The organism is Spiroplasma endosymbiont of Polydrusus pterygomalis (assembly GCF_964030825.1).
In the GTDB taxonomy this organism is placed as follows: domain Bacteria; phylum Bacillota_I; class Bacilli_A; order Mycoplasmatales; family VBWQ01; genus Spiroplasma_E.
Genome location: NZ_OZ034964.1, coordinates 553,472 through 571,778, shown reverse-complemented (window position 1 = coordinate 571,778; position 18,307 = coordinate 553,472). Strand labels below are relative to the sequence as shown.

Genomic DNA, 18,307 nt, shown 5'->3' with positions numbered 1-18,307 from the left:
TTAATACTTACAATAATGTTTCTAAAACTTTTATTAGTTTATTAAAATCATTTAAATTTGCTACTTTACATCCAGCAGCACTATTATGACCACCACCACCAAATTGCTGAGCAACAGTATTTACTTTAAACATATTATCACTAGTTCTCAATTCACAACGAATATTTAGATCAGGATATTCAATACCAACAACTCAAAGTGGATGATTAAGAACATTATTAAATATATTAACATGAAAAGCTGCTTTATCAGCACTAATATCTAATTTATTCAAATTTTTATTACTAATAAATAGACTAATAATACCTTTTGATGATATTTGATAATTACTATAACAATACTTTAAAAGTTCAACTTCATTACTATTTTTATAATCAAGTTTTTCATAAATAGTAGTAATATTTTGCTGATACTTTTCTAGTAATTTACTAGTAATTAAAAAAGTACGATTAGTTATTTGTCGTAGCATAAATCTTGTGGTATCAGTAATAATTCCAGTTAATAAACATTTAGCAATCAATTCATCACAAATTAAATTATTAGTAAAAATAAAATCAGCAATCATTTCGCAAGTTGCAGGATAACTAGTGTCTACTCATTGATAATTACCATATTTATCATTATTAGGATGATGATCAATTTTAATTATTGTTTTAGCTAACTTATAACGTTGATCATCAATTCTTGACGTATTAGCTGTATCAGTTACAATTACTAATGCATCTTTATATATATCATTGCTAATATCATCAATCATTCCCAAAAATGTTAAATATTCTACCATTGTTCCAACAGCATAAACTTTTTTCTGAGGAAAATTTAACTTAATTAATTGTTTTAATGCTAATTGTGAACCAATAGCATCACCATCTGGTAATATATGACGATGTAAAATAATAGTAGCATGATCTTTAATAGCATCAATAATTGACTTTCAAATTTCCATAATTAATTCTCCACTTTTTATTCATGACGTAATTTTACACTTTTTCATAAATTTTTAATAATAGTAACATCATTATTAAAATTGATTTTTAAAATTTTACGCTCATTTTTATTCTTTTTAAGTAAATACTGATGTTCTTTTTTTAATTTATTAAAACTATATTGTTCATTTAAATTTGAATTTTTATTATTTTTTTTAAATTTCATAATTTCATTATTAAATCTTATTTGTAATCTTTTATTGTCATCTTTTAATTTTTTAACAGCAATTTTATATCCTTTTTTTTCTGCTTTTATTTTTAAAACTTTATTTTTTGACGATTTTTTTAAATATTTTTTACGACTTTCAATTAAATTTTTAACGGCTATTAAATATTGTGAATTATGTTCTTTCATTGTTAATATTGCATTATCAGTAGTTAAATTAAAGTATTGACAATAATTATTTGCATAAATTTGCTTTCAAGAAATTCAATTTTTAAAATTAAATTTATAACATTGTTTTATTCAATTTTTAAAACTTGCTCTAAAAATAATAATATTTGTATATTTAAACAATGCCTTTAATTCATCAAATGACATGTTAACTGTATTTTTATTTAAAATTCGGCCGTTAATAACATATCAAGGTGATTGATTTCTTTTAAGAAATTTATTAAATTTGTAAATAAAATGTGGGTCTAAACCATTTTTAATTTTATTTCTTAACACATTAATAAGTAATTCTAAAATAATAATTGTCAATATCATACCAAATAGCAATGCACCAAAATCATGATAATAAGCACCACTTCAATATGCATTTAAAATATAACCAAAATTACCAGCACCAACAACTCCCAATATTGCTGCTTCAGTAATATTAATACTAAAACGATAAATTCCTCATGATACTATATTTGCCGAAACTTGTGGTAAAATTCCATAACGAAAACGTTGCAAATAATTGGCACCAGATGCTGTTAATGTTTCTAATACTGTAGTATCAATATCATTGAATGACTCTCTAATATATTTTGCAAGCATGCCAGTTGTGACAATCGCTAGAGCAAGAACACCAGTAAAAGGTCCAAGACCTACTAATGAAATCAAAATAATAGCATAAATATATGAAGGAATTGGACGAATGATGGTAGCAATCATTCAGAAAAATTTAACAACATATTTATTGGTAACTTTATTTGAACTTAACATTCCTAAAATAAAAGCACAAATAAAACCTAAAAAAGTACCAACAATAGCAATCATTATTGTTTCAAATACTAAATAAACAACAGAAAAAGGAACAGTTTTACCATTTCAACCAGTTGTTGTAAATAAAGAACTTCAGGAAATATTAACCATATCTTTAATATGTTGTCAGGTTTCACTAATTTGTTCCTTATTAGCCAAAACAAAATCAATTTGTGAAAAACTATAAATGAAAAAACTTAAAATAATTAATGCAAAAATAATTCTTTTAATATAAGACAGTGGTTTTTTTTGTAAACAATATCTATTGTTAAATTTTTTTTAAATTGTTGATGGTATTCATTAGCAAGTTTTTGCTTTGCTTTTAAAGTCATTAATTTAGTATTAGTTACCAAAATTTGATAATGAATCTTACTTACTTTATCTAATCTAATTTTTTGTAATAATTGTTCATCAAAAAGATAAGTAGCATCATTATTTATCTTTGCATTTTTAAAATTTAATTTATCATTTTTAATATTATTTTTTAACTCTTTAATTTCAGTTTTTAATATTACTTTTTTTTGTGATTGTAAATATGCTAATTGTTTAATAATTTCATCTTTTTCACCAATATTATTAGTATTTTTTAATTTTAACTTTAATGCTTGGATTTGTTGTTTTCAATTTGATAATACAATTTGACTTTTTCAATAAAAAAAATTTGGTAATTTATTTAAAAAAATAGTTTTTCTAGTAAATTTTTGGATTTGTTTTCTGTCAAGAATTTTATCATTATCATTCATAATTCATTTTTTAGTAACAAATGCTGCTAATTCAATGATAATAATTGTTACTATTAGCAAAAATAATAATCATCCAACTTGTGGTCATTGTTGACTATCAACTTTATTTTGAATCATAGCACCAATTCCTACTTTTGCTACTAATCCAATAATAGCACTATAACGAATATTAACTTCTAATGCATATCATCATGTTGAAACAATATGCTTCATTACTTGTGGAAATGCTGCTGCTTGAAAAGAAGTAAATTTATTAGCCCCTGTTGCTGATAATACTTCATAGGGACCCATATCAATTTGTTCAATACGATCATAAATCATTTTTGTTGTCATACCAAAAGTAAAAATAATAATGGCAACGGTTACTGTTAAAATATTAGGTCCAAAAATACCAACAAATATTAACGAAAAAACAAAAGCAGGAATTGTTCTAAATATCGCTAAAATCGTTTTTAATATACCGTTGATTACTTTATTACGAAAAATATTTTTTGAAGCAAAAATAGCTACTGGTAATGCAATTGTTGTTCCCATAATCGTTCCCGCAAAAGTCATAATCAAAGTTTGTCAAATACTCATTAATGATAAATACATAAAACTATTATGAGGTTCAACATTAGGAGATCGAACAGAAGTAAAATCACTAAAATTTCAATTTAATAGTTGTTTAATCCGATCACCCAACGTAGCAAAACCAGTAAAAAAATCATTTCAATCTGGATTAATAAAGTTAAAACCAATAATTACTAAAATAATAACAACTATTAAAAAAGATCAAAAGAAAATTTTTTTTGGAGGACTAGAATAATGATTATTAATAACAAATGGTTTTTTCGAAATAATACCACTTAATTTCCTAAACATTTATGAGATCCACCTGTTCATATTTATTACCATAAATATTTTTTAAAACTTGTGGTGTGACATCTGTAGAAGAACCATCATAGACAATTTCACCATCTTTAATACCAATGATTCTAGTTGCATACTTTAATGCCAATTCAACATGGTGAATATTAATAATAACTGTTAAATTATTATTAACATTAATTTTTTTGAAATCAAGCATAACTTGATTTGCTAAAATTGGATCAAGCGCAGAAACTGGTTCATCAGCAATAATTAAATCAGGTTGTTGGGTTAATGTTCTAGCTAATGCTACACGTTGTTGTTGACCACCAGATAAATTACCACAACGTACATATGCCTTATCTAGAATATCTAATTGTTCTAAAGCAGTTAATGCAATAAGTTTATCTTTTTTAGAAAAAAAACCAAAAAATTGACAAAAAAATGGTAATTTAGCAACTCTAGCATTTAACGTATTTTTCAAAACGCTTTGTGTACCGATATTATTATAACTTTGAAAAATTAAACCAATTCTCATTCTTAATTTTCTTAATTTACGACCAATTAACTTATTTACAACAAATTTTTTAGTTTTGTTATCGTTACCTAATAATTCAATGGTAATATTGCCTGAAGAAATAGTATTCATTTTATTTATTGTTCTTAATAATGTTGTTTTTCCCGCACCAGAAAGACCAATAACGCCAACAAATTCACCTCGTTCAATTTGTAAATTAATATCCTTTAAAGCATGAACACCGTTAGGTCAAACTTTATTGACATTTTCAAACTTAATCATTTACTCATAAACTCCTTATTTTATAATTTTATAATACGCAATAAATAAAAAGAAATAAAGTAATATTAATTAATACCTTATTTCCTTATTTTCTAATAAATACTTACTGACTTTCTTTTATTAATTTAAGAGCAGCTTGTATTTCATTAGTTGCATTATCATAAATTTTATTTTCTTTAACTTCTCATGCTAGAGCTTCTTCTGGTGTTGCATTTTTATCTGGTGTAATATAATTAGTATGCGAATAAACATCAAAAATAGAAGCATTTTTTCGATCTTCAATTAATTCTTTAAATGCTTCACGAATTGCAGCAAGTAATTTTGGATCTTTAATTACTTTTTTTGAATAAGAAATGCCATCATTTGGAACACCACTTGTCAAACCAACCATTGTTGTATTAGCAAAATCTTTTTGTACATGTTCAGCATCAGCACGAATATCAGTATAACCAAATGTAATATCACAACTATCATTAGCAACATATTCTGCTGCCGCTGTAAAAGATTCAACTCGAGCTTGATTTTTTAAAATATTAGCAATTTGCTTTTCCTCAATGCCATTATCTAACATTCATTGCACAGGATAAATTACACCTGCTCCTGATGTATTGCTAATAATCGAATTTTATCTGAACCCTCTGCTTGAGCATCGCTTAGTAACTGTTTAATATTTAGTTTATAACTAGTTTCATCATCAAATAAATGATCAATATCAACTTTACCCTTTTCTCTATCTAAAAATTTATTGCTTACAATCATGGCCGAACGATAAAATGAAGTTGACTTTTTATCTTCAGATTGATGATAAAGTTTTTGATAAGCATCATCATGATCAGTTATTCCAGCAGTGGTAATTCTATTATATTCTTTAATAACCGAGATTTGTTGTTTCGTATCAATTACTCGATCTTTATTTGTTTTATTAGTATTTGTTTCTGGTCGCATTGCATTTCTTTCAGCAACTACTAGTGGAGCTGCATCAGCATAGTTTGCAATATCAATTTCTTGACCACGATAACTAGTATAAGTACCCATTGGTAAAAATGCTAATGCTGTTTTACCATCCTGTAGAGCTTGACCAGCAGCTTGATAATTAGTTGTCGTTGTTATTTTAACATTTTTATTAAATGTTAAATCTAATTCTTTAATTTTATTTTTTAATAAACCTTCCAGGGGTTTTACAATTTTCATTACTTTAATTGGATCTTTTGAAGGAACAAAAGCAATCTTTAATGAATCATCTCGTGAACATGCGATTAATGGCAAAGCAGCACTACTTGTTAAAGCAAGTGTTGCAATTGTAGAAATCAGTTTTTTCATGGAAAATAAATTCCTCCTTGAGATTAAAATAAATACTACTTTTTCACAAAATAGAATTACACGAACATTATAGCACAGAACATTCGAATAATTTTAAAAACTTTTTTCCTTATTTTATTCACAAAAAGAAATAAAAATCACTTTTTAGATACTATCAGGGGTTACTGCTTTCATTTCAAATCATGGCTGTTTCTCTAAAGTATCATAAAATAGTTCCTCATTATTAATTTGTTGTTCTATCACTCTCTTGTTAATATAACTTTTTTTTGAATTTTCAATAATCTTTTCTGCTTCAACAATAAGTTGATTTGTTCTTAACATTTCTTCATTATTTTTTCCTGTAAGATAGTTAATTTATCTAATCATGGTTTAATTTCATTATTGGTTTTTGCTTCTATTAAATCATTTAAGTATCCAAAAGTAATAATTTTTAATATCATATTTTTATATCTTATTTTTTTAATTATTTTAATGTAAAATCATTCTGTTTCGTTTTCTTGTTAGGTTAATGTTACTAACTTTTTTGAATCACCGATAGTAAAAGAAGATTCACTAATATTTCTTTCCTGTGATAAATATTGGTCACTTTTTATAACTGCTAGTTCATATTGATTTTTATCTTGAGATCTGCTATTCATCATCATTCTCCTTCTTTCAAAATAAAAAAATCATTTACTTTAATTATTATTATTATTAAATGTTATATTATTCAATTTAATATTAGAATATGAAGTTGAACCTAAAAAGATAACAGTACTTATATGCCATTTTCAATAAATATTATTGTCATCATGTCAAACTGCTAAATAAAATTCAATGGCAGTGCCAGTACTACCTGGACTATTAGGATCATATCCTGGTCATGTATTGATACTAACTTCAAATAATGAATTATCAACATCTTTTGCTTGAGCAACTTTTATCTTTGTCGTTGCTACTTGCGAATTTAAACATTTAATATCTTCTTTACCCCTAGCAGTTGAAACTTTTAAATATGAATCACTATCAAAATTAAATGTTGAATATATCCTAGTGAAAGTATTTCAATCTTTTGCATAATCAGTTCATTTTACAATCTTATATGGATCAGAATAATTATTAGATATTGAGAAAAATCAATTATATGAATCATTTCATTTATAATTTAATTTATTTTCAATACTTGATTTATTACCTAGTGATAATGAACAATTATTTATTGATGATTGCTTTGTTACCATCATATTGCTATCAACAGTATTAATAATACAATTACTTGTTAAAGTTAATGTGGCGATACTACTTAATGTTATTAAAAATCGTTTCATATTAAACTTTCCTTTCCTTTTTTAAATTTACTAAAATGATAGTATATAACTTATATCTACTCTATAATAAATATACCATTTTAATAAATTTATTTAAGAAAGTTAATAAAGTATTTATTGTAAAGTAATTAAATATTTTATTTTCTTTATTGATTAATAATTATCAATTCTTTAGCAAAAAGAAATTTTTAATTCATACTATTAAAAAATATTGCATTATTTAATTTAACATCAAGTGCAGTAATACCATTATGATTTAAAAATCATTTAAAATAAATATTAGGATTACCAATGTTACCAATGCTATTATTTGTTAAAGTTAATATTGTCAAGGTACTTGTATTAATAATCGTTTCATATTAGTTTTCTTCTTTAACTTTCTAATTGATAATTAAATTTAAAATTAAAGTCATTGAATGTTAAAGTAGCACGTTCACTAACAGTAATAGAAGCAAATTTACTTGATAAATCAAAAGTATAAAGGGTATTATCTTGATCTGGTTCTGCTTCCCTATTAGTAAAAATTAGTTTTACATTTTCAACACTTCAGCCAGAAGTTGTTGAAACATCAGTTTCTAAGTAAATACTTTTAGTGTTAGTAATCAAATCTCAGAAATTAGTTGCTTTACCACCAGTAATATCTTTACTAATATCAGCTGTCATACTACGATTCTTTTGTTCTTTGTCTAATTGACAATTCATGGTAAAGGTTCCACTAAAACTATTAGCAACTGGCTGATAAGAATTATTAATAACTGTATTTAATAAACTTTCTTTACTAGTAATTCAATTATTTAATAAGTTATCTTGTTCATAAAAATGTTGACCTTCTTGTAAAATATTTGCATCTCTACCATCTTTTAATCAAATACCATTTAATCCAAAATTATCTGACGAAGTATAACTCTCAGTAATATTATTCTTATTATGACCATGAATAATAGCTTTGGCATTTAAATTACCACTTAATTTATAACTACTAGTAATAGCTTTTATTGTGATTGCAATATTTTTACCTAATTTATGATTAAAGATATCATCACCAGCCTTTAAATCAGTTACTATTGTATAATCACTAGGTTCAATATTAAGATCTGGATAATTTTTTTGAAAATAACTTTGACAAATTTCTTGTATGCTAATAATAACTTGCTTATTAACAAATTTAACATTTTCTGGTGATAATTTACTATCAGCATTAATATAATTGCCATCTTCATCTTTCTGATTGTCTAATCTAATTTGGAAGTTGTTGTTATCATTATTGTATTGCTCTTCAATTTCGCTAGTTAACTCTTTCATACTATTTAAATTTGCTTTATCATTCTTGACATTAATAGTACATTCCTTTGTTCCAGTAAACTTTCAAGGATTATTATCTAATGAAGTAATTGTAAATTTAACAGCAACAGATTTAGTAAAATCTCTTGTTGTTGAACTATCTTCAAATTCAATTTTATAATAATTCTTTAATTTTTTCTTTTCCTGTTTAATATTTAGTGCGTTTCTTAAAACTACATCAAATTTATTTTGAATTTCAGGCACTAATCATTTATCTTTTATTTGATCAATAGTAGCATATTGTGGCTCATTGATTGAAATAATTTTAGTTGGAAAGGTAAGTGGTAAATCAGAAATATTAATTGCAATCTTATTTTTAATCTTAATATTAATTTGAATATTAACGTTGGTATTGTTAATACCAAAAATTGGCGCTTGGTCATTAGTTGTCATATTCAAAATATACTTTTTAGGTTTATTAAATTTTTTTGGCAGAATAAAAGAATTATTAGTTATTGGTGTTTTATTATTACCAACAGTAAACTTAACTGCTGGATTATAATTAACATTTGCAAAAAAATTAATTGGTAATAATTTTGGATCTGGATTATCATTATCAATATCATTTTCAATCTTAACTTTTTGTAAATTTTGATCAATACTATTTAAAACACTTCTAAAATCAATATTACCATTATCGTTATCTTTTTTAATAACATTAAAAATAATAATATTTTCTGGCTTTTTAAAATAATCATTAGTAGTATCTAAACTAATTGGTGTTGTGTTATGGTGATGCTTTTGATAATACTCCTCTCATAACTTATTATTAGCATTAGGATTAAATTGAGAACTATTAATAGTAGTATTAGTATACAAAAGCAATATTGTAGTAACTGTTGTTGCACCAAATGCTAATAAATATAATGAAAATAGTAAAATTCTTTTTTTCTTATTTTTTTTAAGATTAATTACATATCTTTCGTTAGATTTTATTTTTTTTTGCCTTTTGCTATTAACTACATTCTTACCAGTAGTGTTACTAACATTATCATTATTATTTATTTTATATTTCACTTTAACCATCCTTTCCTAGCATTATTTTTTTAAATAATTAAAATAAAAAAATAAATTTATCATTTTAACTTGCTATTTGCGACGAAAACATTAAAATAGGAAAAAATATTAAAACAGATTAAACCTTAGTTTTAGTAAAATAAAACTAAGGTTTAAGGTAAACTAATTAAATTGAATTTTTATATTTTAATATCAATAATTTTAATAATTGTATAAATTTTGTTATACACCTATTAAAATTATAAGGAAAGAATCAAACTATCCTTAACAATAATATTACACTTATTATAAAAAAAGACAATATTGTTCTTCAAAAAAGATTGAATATTTTTTAATAAAACAGTTAATTTTATAAACAAAATAATAAAATATATTTAATAAAATGATATCAGTTAAATTCTTTATTTAATATCAAAGTTATACTATACTATTTACTAAGACAAATTATTTAATATTAAAAATTAATTTTTTTTAATGTTACATTCAACATGCATTGGTTGTAAGTTTTCTAAACTATTATTTTCTGGATCACCATCAATGTGATCAATATTTCAAGCAAATGCTGAAGTTGGTTGTTCACCTTGATAAGCACCTTTTATCATTGGTAAACAACATCACGGACAAGGAGCTTGCACATTTAATGTTCAAAATTCAGATAATCCTTTAAAATATTTCTCCATTTTTTTAATAGAATAGTTTCATATTTTTTCTTTGTCTTCTTTTTTTCATTTTTTACGACGTGCCACAATGAACTAACCCCTTTCGCATTAAATTATACTATAAGTTACAATACTTTTTTTGATTTTTAAATTTAATATTATAATTTATTTTATTAACGCGCCAATAATCTATTATAAGCAGTTTGCATTTGTGGATCAAAACCACGAGTATATAAACCATTAAAAAATCCTGGTGAATGGTTTCGATCTAATGGATCAACTACTTGTCCATCATTTGGATTATATACATGTTTTCAAATTTCTGGTGGATATAAATTACTAACATCATTGATAGCTACTTGTAAAGGTGAAGTATATCCAAATTCACTACTTAAATCAACTTGTGTTTGCTTTTCCATGATATAGTTAATAAATTTAAAAGCTAAATCTTTATGTGGAGAATTTTTACTAATAACCATATCATCATTTCAAATATTAGTACCCATGTATGGTCTAACAACAAGATATTTACCATTATAAAAATCGGGATTTTCATTAATTGCTGCTAATAAGTCGCCATTATACATCATTGCTACATCTCATTTATCAACTTTACTAATTTCATCAACAATATCATCATTTAATAACTTTGTTTTTTTATTATTAATAACTGGCAATAATCAATCGTTAGCATCTTTGATTTCAGTTGGACTATGAGCATTAATATTATCATGAAATGTATTTCCCACTTGATTAAATTGACCTGAACCAGTATTTTCCTTTCATTGATTTTTATAGTGTAAATCAGTAAGGGCAGTCATAAATAAATTATGCATATCATCATTTAAAACAATACGTTTACCTAATTTTGCAGCATCTGTTAAGATACTTCATTGTGCATTTGAACCATCTGCATTAATACCAAGATCAGTAAGATTATTGCCATTAGTAGTATTAATTACTAAGACAATATCACCTCAAAAATAGGGAATACTATAATTATTTAAACCATTTTTACTAACTGTGCCATCAGGATTTTCAACTTGATACTTTTCCATTAATTGATATAAATCAGAATTAATATCTTTTTGTGGATTAAAATCAATTCTACTATCATACTTAATATTACCTGCATCATCTGTAATAGCAATTGGAAAAAGTCTATCTTCACTTGCTAATTTTGCAACCATATAATCACTAGGTACCATTACATCATAACGAGTAGTGTATAATTTAGCATATAATGACTCATTATCATCAAAAGTTGAATATTTTATTTTAACTTGATATTTATTCTGAAATCCTTTTAATACTTGTGGACTAATATATTCTCCTCAATTAGCAACTGATAAATCATAAACATTAGTATAAATATAAAACGCGCCTAAGCTAATAAAACTTGATAATAAAATAATAGTAATCAGAATTAATTTTCATGGTCATAATAAAAAGCGATATTTTTCTCTTCTTAATTTAGAACGTTCTTCTTTTAATTCTTTTTTCTTCTTAATTTTATTTTTTATATCCTGAATTCAAATTGATTCCATTTCAAGTTTCGCTTCAAGTTTAGAAATTTGAGTAATCAATTTCGGGTGATTTTTAATATTCTCTTGTATTTTAATAATATCCTCTGCAGTTACAATTTCAAAATTACCATCACTATGTAATAATTTTCGTTTGCTACCTTTACTCTTAACTTTTTTAAAGTTAAAACTATTTAACTGTAAATAATATTTAGTTAGTAACTTCTCAGTTTTGATAATTTTTTTATCATGATAAATACCTTTAGCAATATTTTCATTACGTTGTTTAAGTTGTTTTTTACAAAGAACATAAGTATTTCAAGAAATAATAAGGATGGCAATTAATAAAATAATGATTGTTGAAAAAGCATTAATGTATGGCTTAATTCGTTTCAAAGAATAAATAAAAGTTGAAACATTAGAAGTATTACCACCAGTAAAATAAGAAATTAAAAAATCATCAAAACTCATAGCAAAAGCGATGGCAGCACCGGCAATTATTGCCGGTTTAATTGTTGGTAATACAACTTTTCGTAATGTATACCAAGGTGTGGCACCCAAATCCTGACTAGCTTCTAATTGTGCCATATTTATTGATCTAATTTTAGGCAAGACAGTAATAATAACATAAGGAATATTAAAAGAAATATGTGCCAAAATCAATGTTCCTATACCAAAACTAAAACCAAAAGCCATAAATAATAACATCAAAGAAACAGCAGTGACAATATCAGCATTTACTAAAGGAATATTAGTAATACCTAAAGTTAGATTACGTGTTATTTTTTTTGTTTTACTTAAACCTAAAGCAGCAAAAGTACCAATAATAACAGCAACAAAAGTGGAAATAAAAGCAACAATTAATGTGACACTAACTGATTCTCACAGTTCATTTTGTTGAAATAAATCACGATAAGCTTGTAATGATCAATAATTTCAATTACGAACGGAATCACCACCATTAAAAGAAAATAACATTAAAACTAAAATTGGTGTATAAAGTAATAAAAAGATAATAGCTAAATAACTATTTTTAAAAAAAGATTTCATTAAGCAATACCTCCTATTTTTTTACCAGTAGCTCACCGACCAATTGCTTTTAAGGTAAAAATAATAATTAACACAATAATTCCCAAAATAACAGAGATGGCAGCACCATAAGCAAAATTAGCACCACGATAAAAATATGATTCAATAATATTTGCAATTAAAATCGTTTTTCCTTCACCAATATACTTGACTACTACCAATGAAGTCATCGCACTTAGCATCATTAAGGTAAAACCTGAAACAATACCAGGAACTGAAAAACGAAAAGTAATATTTCAAAATGTTTTCATTTGAGAAGCACCTAAATCTTGACTGGCTTCTAATAAATTACGATCTGTTTTTTCTAAAGAATTATAAATCGGTAAAATAACAAAAGGCATAAACATATAAATCATTGCTAAAATAATACCAATTGGAGTACCCAATAAAACATTAGGTCCTAAAATACTAAAGATAATTTGTAAACCAATTGTTCGTAATAAAATATTAATTCAAATTGGCAAAGTAACTAAAACTCAAATATTTTTTGCAGCAATTTTTGTTGACATAAAAGCCATAATATAAGCAATCGGATAACCAAAAATAACAGCAATTAAAGTTGCGACAAATGAATAACCTATTGATCGTAACAAGACCATAACAAAACTGTTTTCTTTAAAAAAATCATTAAAATTGCTAAATGTAAAACGAAATATTCAAGCATTATTAGTGGCTTTAATAATAGCATAGAAAATAACAATTAATAAGGGTAGCACAATTAAAATTACCATTAATAATAAATATGGATAGGCAAGGGTAACTCATGACTTAAAACCAAAATTAACAGATTTATCTTTAACTTTATTTTTAGTATTCATCATTATTTCTTTAGTTTTTTTTCATCATAATAATGGTTTTTTCTTTTTTATTTGCTTTGTTTTTGTTTTACTGTCTTGTCGCAAAGGGATAATATTTTTTTGAAATTTAAATCACTTTTTGAAAATATTCAGTTTTTTTTCTTCATTAGCAACTACTTTTTCCTTTACGACACTATTAGTCATTATGTCTTGCGTTTTTAAGATTTGTTCTTTTTTACTACGTTTAAACAAATTTTTCATTTTACTCTTCAATTTCCTTTCACATAACATGAATATCTTCAACATTTCATTTTAAACCAACACGATTACCTACTTCAAAACCATCAGTAGTATGAACTATTCATTTTCGTTTACTAGCAATAATTTCAATTTCTCATAATAAACCTTTAAAAGCAATAGTTTTAATAGTACCATCAAAAAAACCAGTGCCAGCAGTCACTAAATCAATATCTTCTGGCCGAATAACAATATCAATATTACGTTCTTGTTCACCAAAACCAGTGTCAGAACAAGCAAATTTTTTACCATCAAAACGGACACAATAATCATCAACAAAAATACCATTTTCAATGACATTAGAACTACCAACAAATTGTGCTGTTCATTTGTTTTCAGGTTCATTGTAAATATCTTGCGGCGTCCCAATCTGTTGAATTTGTCCTTGATTTAAAACAACTACCCGATCTGACATAATAAATGCTTCTTCTTGATCATGAGTAATAAAAATAAAAGTAATATCAATTTCTTGTTGAATTTTTTTTAACTCTACTTGCATTTGTTGACGTAATTTTAAATCTAAAGCAGCAAAAGGTTCATCTAATAATAAAATTTTAGGATTAAGAACTAATGCTCTAGCCACAGCCACTCTTTGCTTTTGGCCACCAGATAAATCATTAACATCTTTATCTTCCATGTCACTTAACTTAACTAAATCTAAAGCTTTTTTAACTTCTTTTTTAATTTTTTCACGATTAACTTTTCGTAATTTTAAACCATAAGCAATATTATCAAAAACATTTAAATGGGGAAATAAAGCATAATTTTGAAAAATAGTATTTATTTCTCGTTTATGGATTGGAATTTTGATTAAATCCTTACCTTTAAATAACAATTGACCATTATTTGGTCGTTCAAAACCAGCAATAATTCTTAATAATGTTGTTTTACCACAACCACTAGGACCTAAAATGGTAAGAAATTCACCTTCATGAATATTTAAACTAATTCCTTTTAACACAACCTTACCATCATATTCTTTGGTAATATTACGTAACTCTAAAATATTAACACTCATCATTTACTCCTTTAACTGGTTTTAAAAAATTGGGGGATTTGAAACTCATAAAATAGTAGCAAGCGAATTATTTGGATTTTCTAAATAATGCTTCTCATTACCTTTAATATAAAATGTTTCATTAGTTACTGCTTTTACTCTAGTTCCACCATAATGAACAAATACTGCTCCACTTAATACATATCCGAAGATCTGACCTTGAAATGGTGGAATTTTATTTGAATTACCAAATGGTTTTAAAATTAAAATCACTGGTTCTAATGTTAACTTTTGAGCATTAGGAATAATTCACTTAATTTGATAATCTTTTTCATCACTAACTGTGATATCTTGTGCTTTAAAAACAATTTTTTCTTTTACTTCACCAGCAAAAAAAGTTGATAGTGAACATTCAAAAACATCTAAAATATTTTTTAAAGTTTCAATACTAGGTGAAGAAACATCATGTTCTAATTGACTAATAAATCCCTTTGATAAATCACAACGTTTTCCTAACTCTTCCATTGTTAAATTGTGTTTTAATCTTAAAGTTTTTAACTTTCTTCCAATTTTCATGTTTATTATTTCTCCTTTTGTTTATTTATACTAAACTTTAAGTTAAATAATACAAATAAAATTATATAACATTTTAAAAAAAAAACAATTATTTATTTTTTTTATTAACAATAAATAACATATACTATTTTCAGTGGTTAAATATGTAATAAAATACCTTAATATTTTTATTTTTTATTAAAAATTAAAAACTCATCTATTTGAAAAAATAGATGAACTTATAAAAATTATATTAAGTTTGTAACTTATTACAACACAATAACATTGCTATATAATCAAGTTTATATTATATATAAAACATAAATAATGTAAAAATTATTAAATTATTAATGATTTTAGATTTTATTTTTACATTCTTGTCCTGATAAAATCACTTTTAAGTTTTCATAAGTAATTTCAATCATATTTTTAACAGCTTCATCAGTATATGAACCAATATGTGGGGTAATAATAACACGTGGATATAATGATAATAGTTTATTGGTAATATTATCAGGAGTTGGTTTTCCAGCAAAGTCTTTGAAGAAAACATGACCTTCATTTTCTAAAACATCTAAACCAACACCTTTTAAATGACCAGTTTTAACTGCTTCATAAACTGCTTGTAAATCAACTAATTCTCCACGAGCAACATTAATTAAAATCGATCCAGGTTTCATTTTTGCTAAAAAATTCTTATCAACTAAATGATAATTTTCTTCTTTAATATAGGGGCAATGCAATGAAATTAAATCTGATGCTTTAATTAGAGTTTTTAAATCACAATAAGTTAGAATACTTTTTGCTTGATCAGTTTCATAAATATCATATCCTAATACTTTTGCTCCCATACCATGTCATGCTTTAGCTGCTTGATAACCAATACGACCTGTTCCAATAATGCCAATTGTTGAATTACGAATTTCTTTTGCAAACATAAAATCATCAATTTTAAAATTATGATTTTGTTCGTGGTGAGCACTATAAAATAAATTACGAAGTAAAGCATTACCAATACTTACCCCTAATTCACTAACAGCATTTGGTGAATAACCAGGTACATAAGCCATTTCGAATCCTAATTGATGAGCTTTTTTTAAATCAATATGGTTATAACCAACAGTTCGTGTTAATAAATATTTAACACCATATGCTTTCATTTTTAATAAATTTTCCTCATAACAGTCACAGTTAGCACGAACCATTACTGCTTCATGCCCTTTTACTGTGTCAATATTATCTTTTGTTAAATATTCTTCAATTAATGTTAAATCATAATCATAGTTTTTATTTAATGTTTCAAAAAAAATCTTTTCTGTTTTACGAACACCATAACACACCATTTTAATTTTTTTTGTCATATTTCTTTTTTCCCTTTCCTTATATTAATATTTTTAATTAAATAATGACGTTGCACCAATTGCTGTGGTAATAATTACTCAAAATGGCAATGAAATAATTGAAAATAATGTCGAAATTAATGTTAAATTACTTGTTAATAATGGTTCTTTTTTGTAAGCAATAGAATAAGCGACAATAACTGATGCCGGGGGAGCTGCTAACATAATAACAACAACACCTAGTCCAACAGCATCTAATTTTCATGCTCCCGTTCCTTTTCCAATGGCAGTAACAGCACAAACTAATGCTAATCCAAATAATGGAGCAAAAATAATTTTCATTATCATGCCAAATCATACTTTTTTATCCTGTGTAGCTTCTTTAAAATTTCCTTTTGCTAATGTCATACCAATCGCTAATCATGCTAATGGAGTACACACTGCCTCTAAAGTTTTTGTTACTTTAAATAATGGTGGAAATGTATTATCTAATCGTAATGGTGAAAAATAATGTCCGCTATCAATATTATTTTGATCGGGAACAATTGCAATTCCTGGAATTAATTGCGTAACTCAAAAAACAAATCCAATTATTGTAGCAATTAAAATTGGATTTAAAAAGATTTGTTTTAAATTTTTTGTTAAGTTTTCTTTTTTCATTACTTTCATTTCTGACTTAACTTCACCAACAATATTTTGTTTTACTTTTACATCAACAACAAAATCAGCTCCAGTTTGTCTGATTGTTGCTGCTGCTTTAAGTGGTTTACTCATAACAATAAATCCCAATGAATATAAGAATATTCGGTATGGAATATTAAAAATATTAGCTGGTAAAGTAGCTGCTCCATTATCAAATAATGCTGTTACAACAGGAATTCCAAAAAATGTTGTTGAAGCAAAGACAGTACACATCGCTAATGTATCTTGAACGTCCTTATCATATTTAATATAAAAATACTTGGTAACAATTCCTAAAATCATATAAAATAAAAAACCAACAAGCAAAATAGCAACTTGTGTTTTAACTTGTTCTGTTGTCGTATCTGCCATAAATCCATCAAACGCTAAAGCTGGTAAACCAACAACCATAACAATTTTAATTAAAACTGCTTCTCAATCTTTTTTAAATGTCCCCCTTTTTGTTAAAAATCAACCCAAAAAAATTACAAATATTGTTGCTAAAATTGCACTTCAAAACCCTCAAGCTTTTAATGTATTTAAAACAGCTTGACCAACATCAGCTTGTAAATAAACTTCCATATTTTTTCTTTTCCCCTTTCTTTAATACGAGCTCCTTTCTGTAATCTAAGTATTTTAACTACTTATTTGCAATTATATAATGTTCAAACGAAAAAGAAAACTATTTTACCTAATTTTATTATTTGATACAATTTTATTATTTGATACACATGATATTTAAAAAGTAAAAAAATAAAATAACATTTTTTGTAGTTTAATTTTACTTTTTTAGTGATTATAAAACCATTGTTTTC

General features: G+C 25.2%; 19 protein-coding genes. All 19 read right to left on the bottom strand.

From position 1 onward, the window contains the following. Nucleotides 1-7 precede the first annotated feature (7 nt). Nucleotides 8-946 (bottom strand): DHH family phosphoesterase, encoded by a 939-nt coding sequence (locus tag ACQH25_RS02855; protein WP_425381725.1) that lies wholly within the window; start codon nucleotides 944-946, stop codon nucleotides 8-10. 17 nt (nucleotides 947-963) lie between these two features. Then, nucleotides 964-2,337 carry a PhnE/PtxC family ABC transporter permease gene (locus ACQH25_RS02850; RefSeq protein ID WP_425381724.1) on the bottom strand — a complete coding sequence of 458 codons (1,374 nt, stop codon included), beginning with the start codon at nucleotides 2,335-2,337 and terminating at the stop codon, nucleotides 964-966. Between the two features lie 47 nt (nucleotides 2,338-2,384). Further along, nucleotides 2,385-3,785, bottom strand: coding sequence for a PhnE/PtxC family ABC transporter permease (locus ACQH25_RS02845; protein ID WP_425381723.1), 1,401 nt, complete (start codon nucleotides 3,783-3,785; stop codon nucleotides 2,385-2,387). Further along, a complete protein-coding gene (phnC, locus tag ACQH25_RS02840) occupies nucleotides 3,778-4,569 on the bottom strand; it encodes a phosphonate ABC transporter ATP-binding protein (protein WP_425381722.1) in 792 nt (263 codons plus the stop codon). The genes ACQH25_RS02845 and phnC overlap by 8 nt, the downstream gene beginning before the upstream one ends. 103 nt (nucleotides 4,570-4,672) lie before the next feature. Next, on the bottom strand, nucleotides 4,673-5,140 hold the full coding sequence (locus tag ACQH25_RS02835) for a PhnD/SsuA/transferrin family substrate-binding protein (RefSeq protein ID WP_425381721.1): 468 nt from the start codon (nucleotides 5,138-5,140) through the stop codon (nucleotides 4,673-4,675). Between the two features lie 17 nt (nucleotides 5,141-5,157). Beyond that, nucleotides 5,158-5,889 carry a hypothetical protein gene (locus ACQH25_RS02830; protein WP_425381720.1) on the bottom strand — a complete coding sequence of 244 codons (732 nt, stop codon included), beginning with the start codon at nucleotides 5,887-5,889 and terminating at the stop codon, nucleotides 5,158-5,160. A gap of 144 nt (nucleotides 5,890-6,033) precedes the next feature. Beyond that, nucleotides 6,034-6,210, bottom strand: a complete 177-nt coding sequence (locus ACQH25_RS02825) for a hypothetical protein (protein WP_425381719.1) — start codon at nucleotides 6,208-6,210, stop codon at nucleotides 6,034-6,036. Further along, nucleotides 6,204-6,329: a hypothetical protein gene (locus ACQH25_RS02820; RefSeq protein ID WP_425381718.1), complete on the bottom strand. Its 126-nt coding sequence runs from the start codon at nucleotides 6,327-6,329 to the stop codon at nucleotides 6,204-6,206. Before ACQH25_RS02820 ends, ACQH25_RS02825 begins: the two co-directional genes overlap by 7 nt. Nucleotides 6,330-6,389: 60 nt before the next feature. Then, on the bottom strand, nucleotides 6,390-6,527 hold the full coding sequence (locus ACQH25_RS02815) for a hypothetical protein (protein WP_425381717.1): 138 nt from the start codon (nucleotides 6,525-6,527) through the stop codon (nucleotides 6,390-6,392). 39 nt (nucleotides 6,528-6,566) lie between these two features. Next, on the bottom strand, nucleotides 6,567-7,196 hold the full coding sequence (locus ACQH25_RS02810; RefSeq protein WP_425381716.1) for a hypothetical protein: 630 nt from the start codon (nucleotides 7,194-7,196) through the stop codon (nucleotides 6,567-6,569). A 188-nt stretch (nucleotides 7,197-7,384) separates the two neighbouring features. Next, nucleotides 7,385-7,528 carry a hypothetical protein gene (locus tag ACQH25_RS02805; RefSeq protein WP_425381715.1) on the bottom strand — a complete coding sequence of 48 codons (144 nt, stop codon included), beginning with the start codon at nucleotides 7,526-7,528 and terminating at the stop codon, nucleotides 7,385-7,387. Nucleotides 7,529-7,568: 40 nt separating this feature from the next. Beyond that, the gene (locus tag ACQH25_RS02800) at nucleotides 7,569-9,554 is read right to left on the bottom strand and encodes a hypothetical protein (RefSeq protein ID WP_425381714.1); all 1,986 of its coding nucleotides are present in this window, start codon (nucleotides 9,552-9,554) and stop codon (nucleotides 7,569-7,571) included. A 461-nt stretch (nucleotides 9,555-10,015) separates the two neighbouring features. After that, nucleotides 10,016-10,300 carry an HNH endonuclease signature motif containing protein gene (locus ACQH25_RS02795; RefSeq protein WP_425381713.1) on the bottom strand — a complete coding sequence of 95 codons (285 nt, stop codon included), beginning with the start codon at nucleotides 10,298-10,300 and terminating at the stop codon, nucleotides 10,016-10,018. 86 nt (nucleotides 10,301-10,386) lie between these two features. Next, on the bottom strand, nucleotides 10,387-12,786 hold the full coding sequence (locus ACQH25_RS02790; RefSeq protein ID WP_425381712.1) for an extracellular solute-binding protein: 2,400 nt from the start codon (nucleotides 12,784-12,786) through the stop codon (nucleotides 10,387-10,389). Continuing rightward, the gene (potB, locus tag ACQH25_RS02785) at nucleotides 12,786-13,883 is read right to left on the bottom strand and encodes a spermidine/putrescine ABC transporter permease (RefSeq protein ID WP_425381711.1); all 1,098 of its coding nucleotides are present in this window, start codon (nucleotides 13,881-13,883) and stop codon (nucleotides 12,786-12,788) included. The genes ACQH25_RS02790 and potB overlap by 1 nt, the downstream gene beginning before the upstream one ends. Before the next feature lies 1 nt (nucleotide 13,884). Continuing rightward, nucleotides 13,885-14,937, bottom strand: coding sequence for a spermidine/putrescine ABC transporter ATP-binding protein (gene potA, locus ACQH25_RS02780; protein ID WP_425381710.1), 1,053 nt, complete (start codon nucleotides 14,935-14,937; stop codon nucleotides 13,885-13,887). Nucleotides 14,938-14,958: 21 nt separating this feature from the next. Next, on the bottom strand, nucleotides 14,959-15,492 hold the full coding sequence (locus ACQH25_RS02775; RefSeq protein ID WP_425381709.1) for a helix-turn-helix domain-containing protein: 534 nt from the start codon (nucleotides 15,490-15,492) through the stop codon (nucleotides 14,959-14,961). 335 nt (nucleotides 15,493-15,827) lie between these two features. Then, on the bottom strand, nucleotides 15,828-16,832 hold the full coding sequence (locus ACQH25_RS02770) for an NAD(P)-dependent oxidoreductase (RefSeq protein WP_425381708.1): 1,005 nt from the start codon (nucleotides 16,830-16,832) through the stop codon (nucleotides 15,828-15,830). A gap of 33 nt (nucleotides 16,833-16,865) precedes the next feature. Next, nucleotides 16,866-18,074, bottom strand: coding sequence for an AEC family transporter (locus tag ACQH25_RS02765; protein ID WP_425381707.1), 1,209 nt, complete (start codon nucleotides 18,072-18,074; stop codon nucleotides 16,866-16,868). Nucleotides 18,075-18,307: the final 233 nt, after the last annotated feature.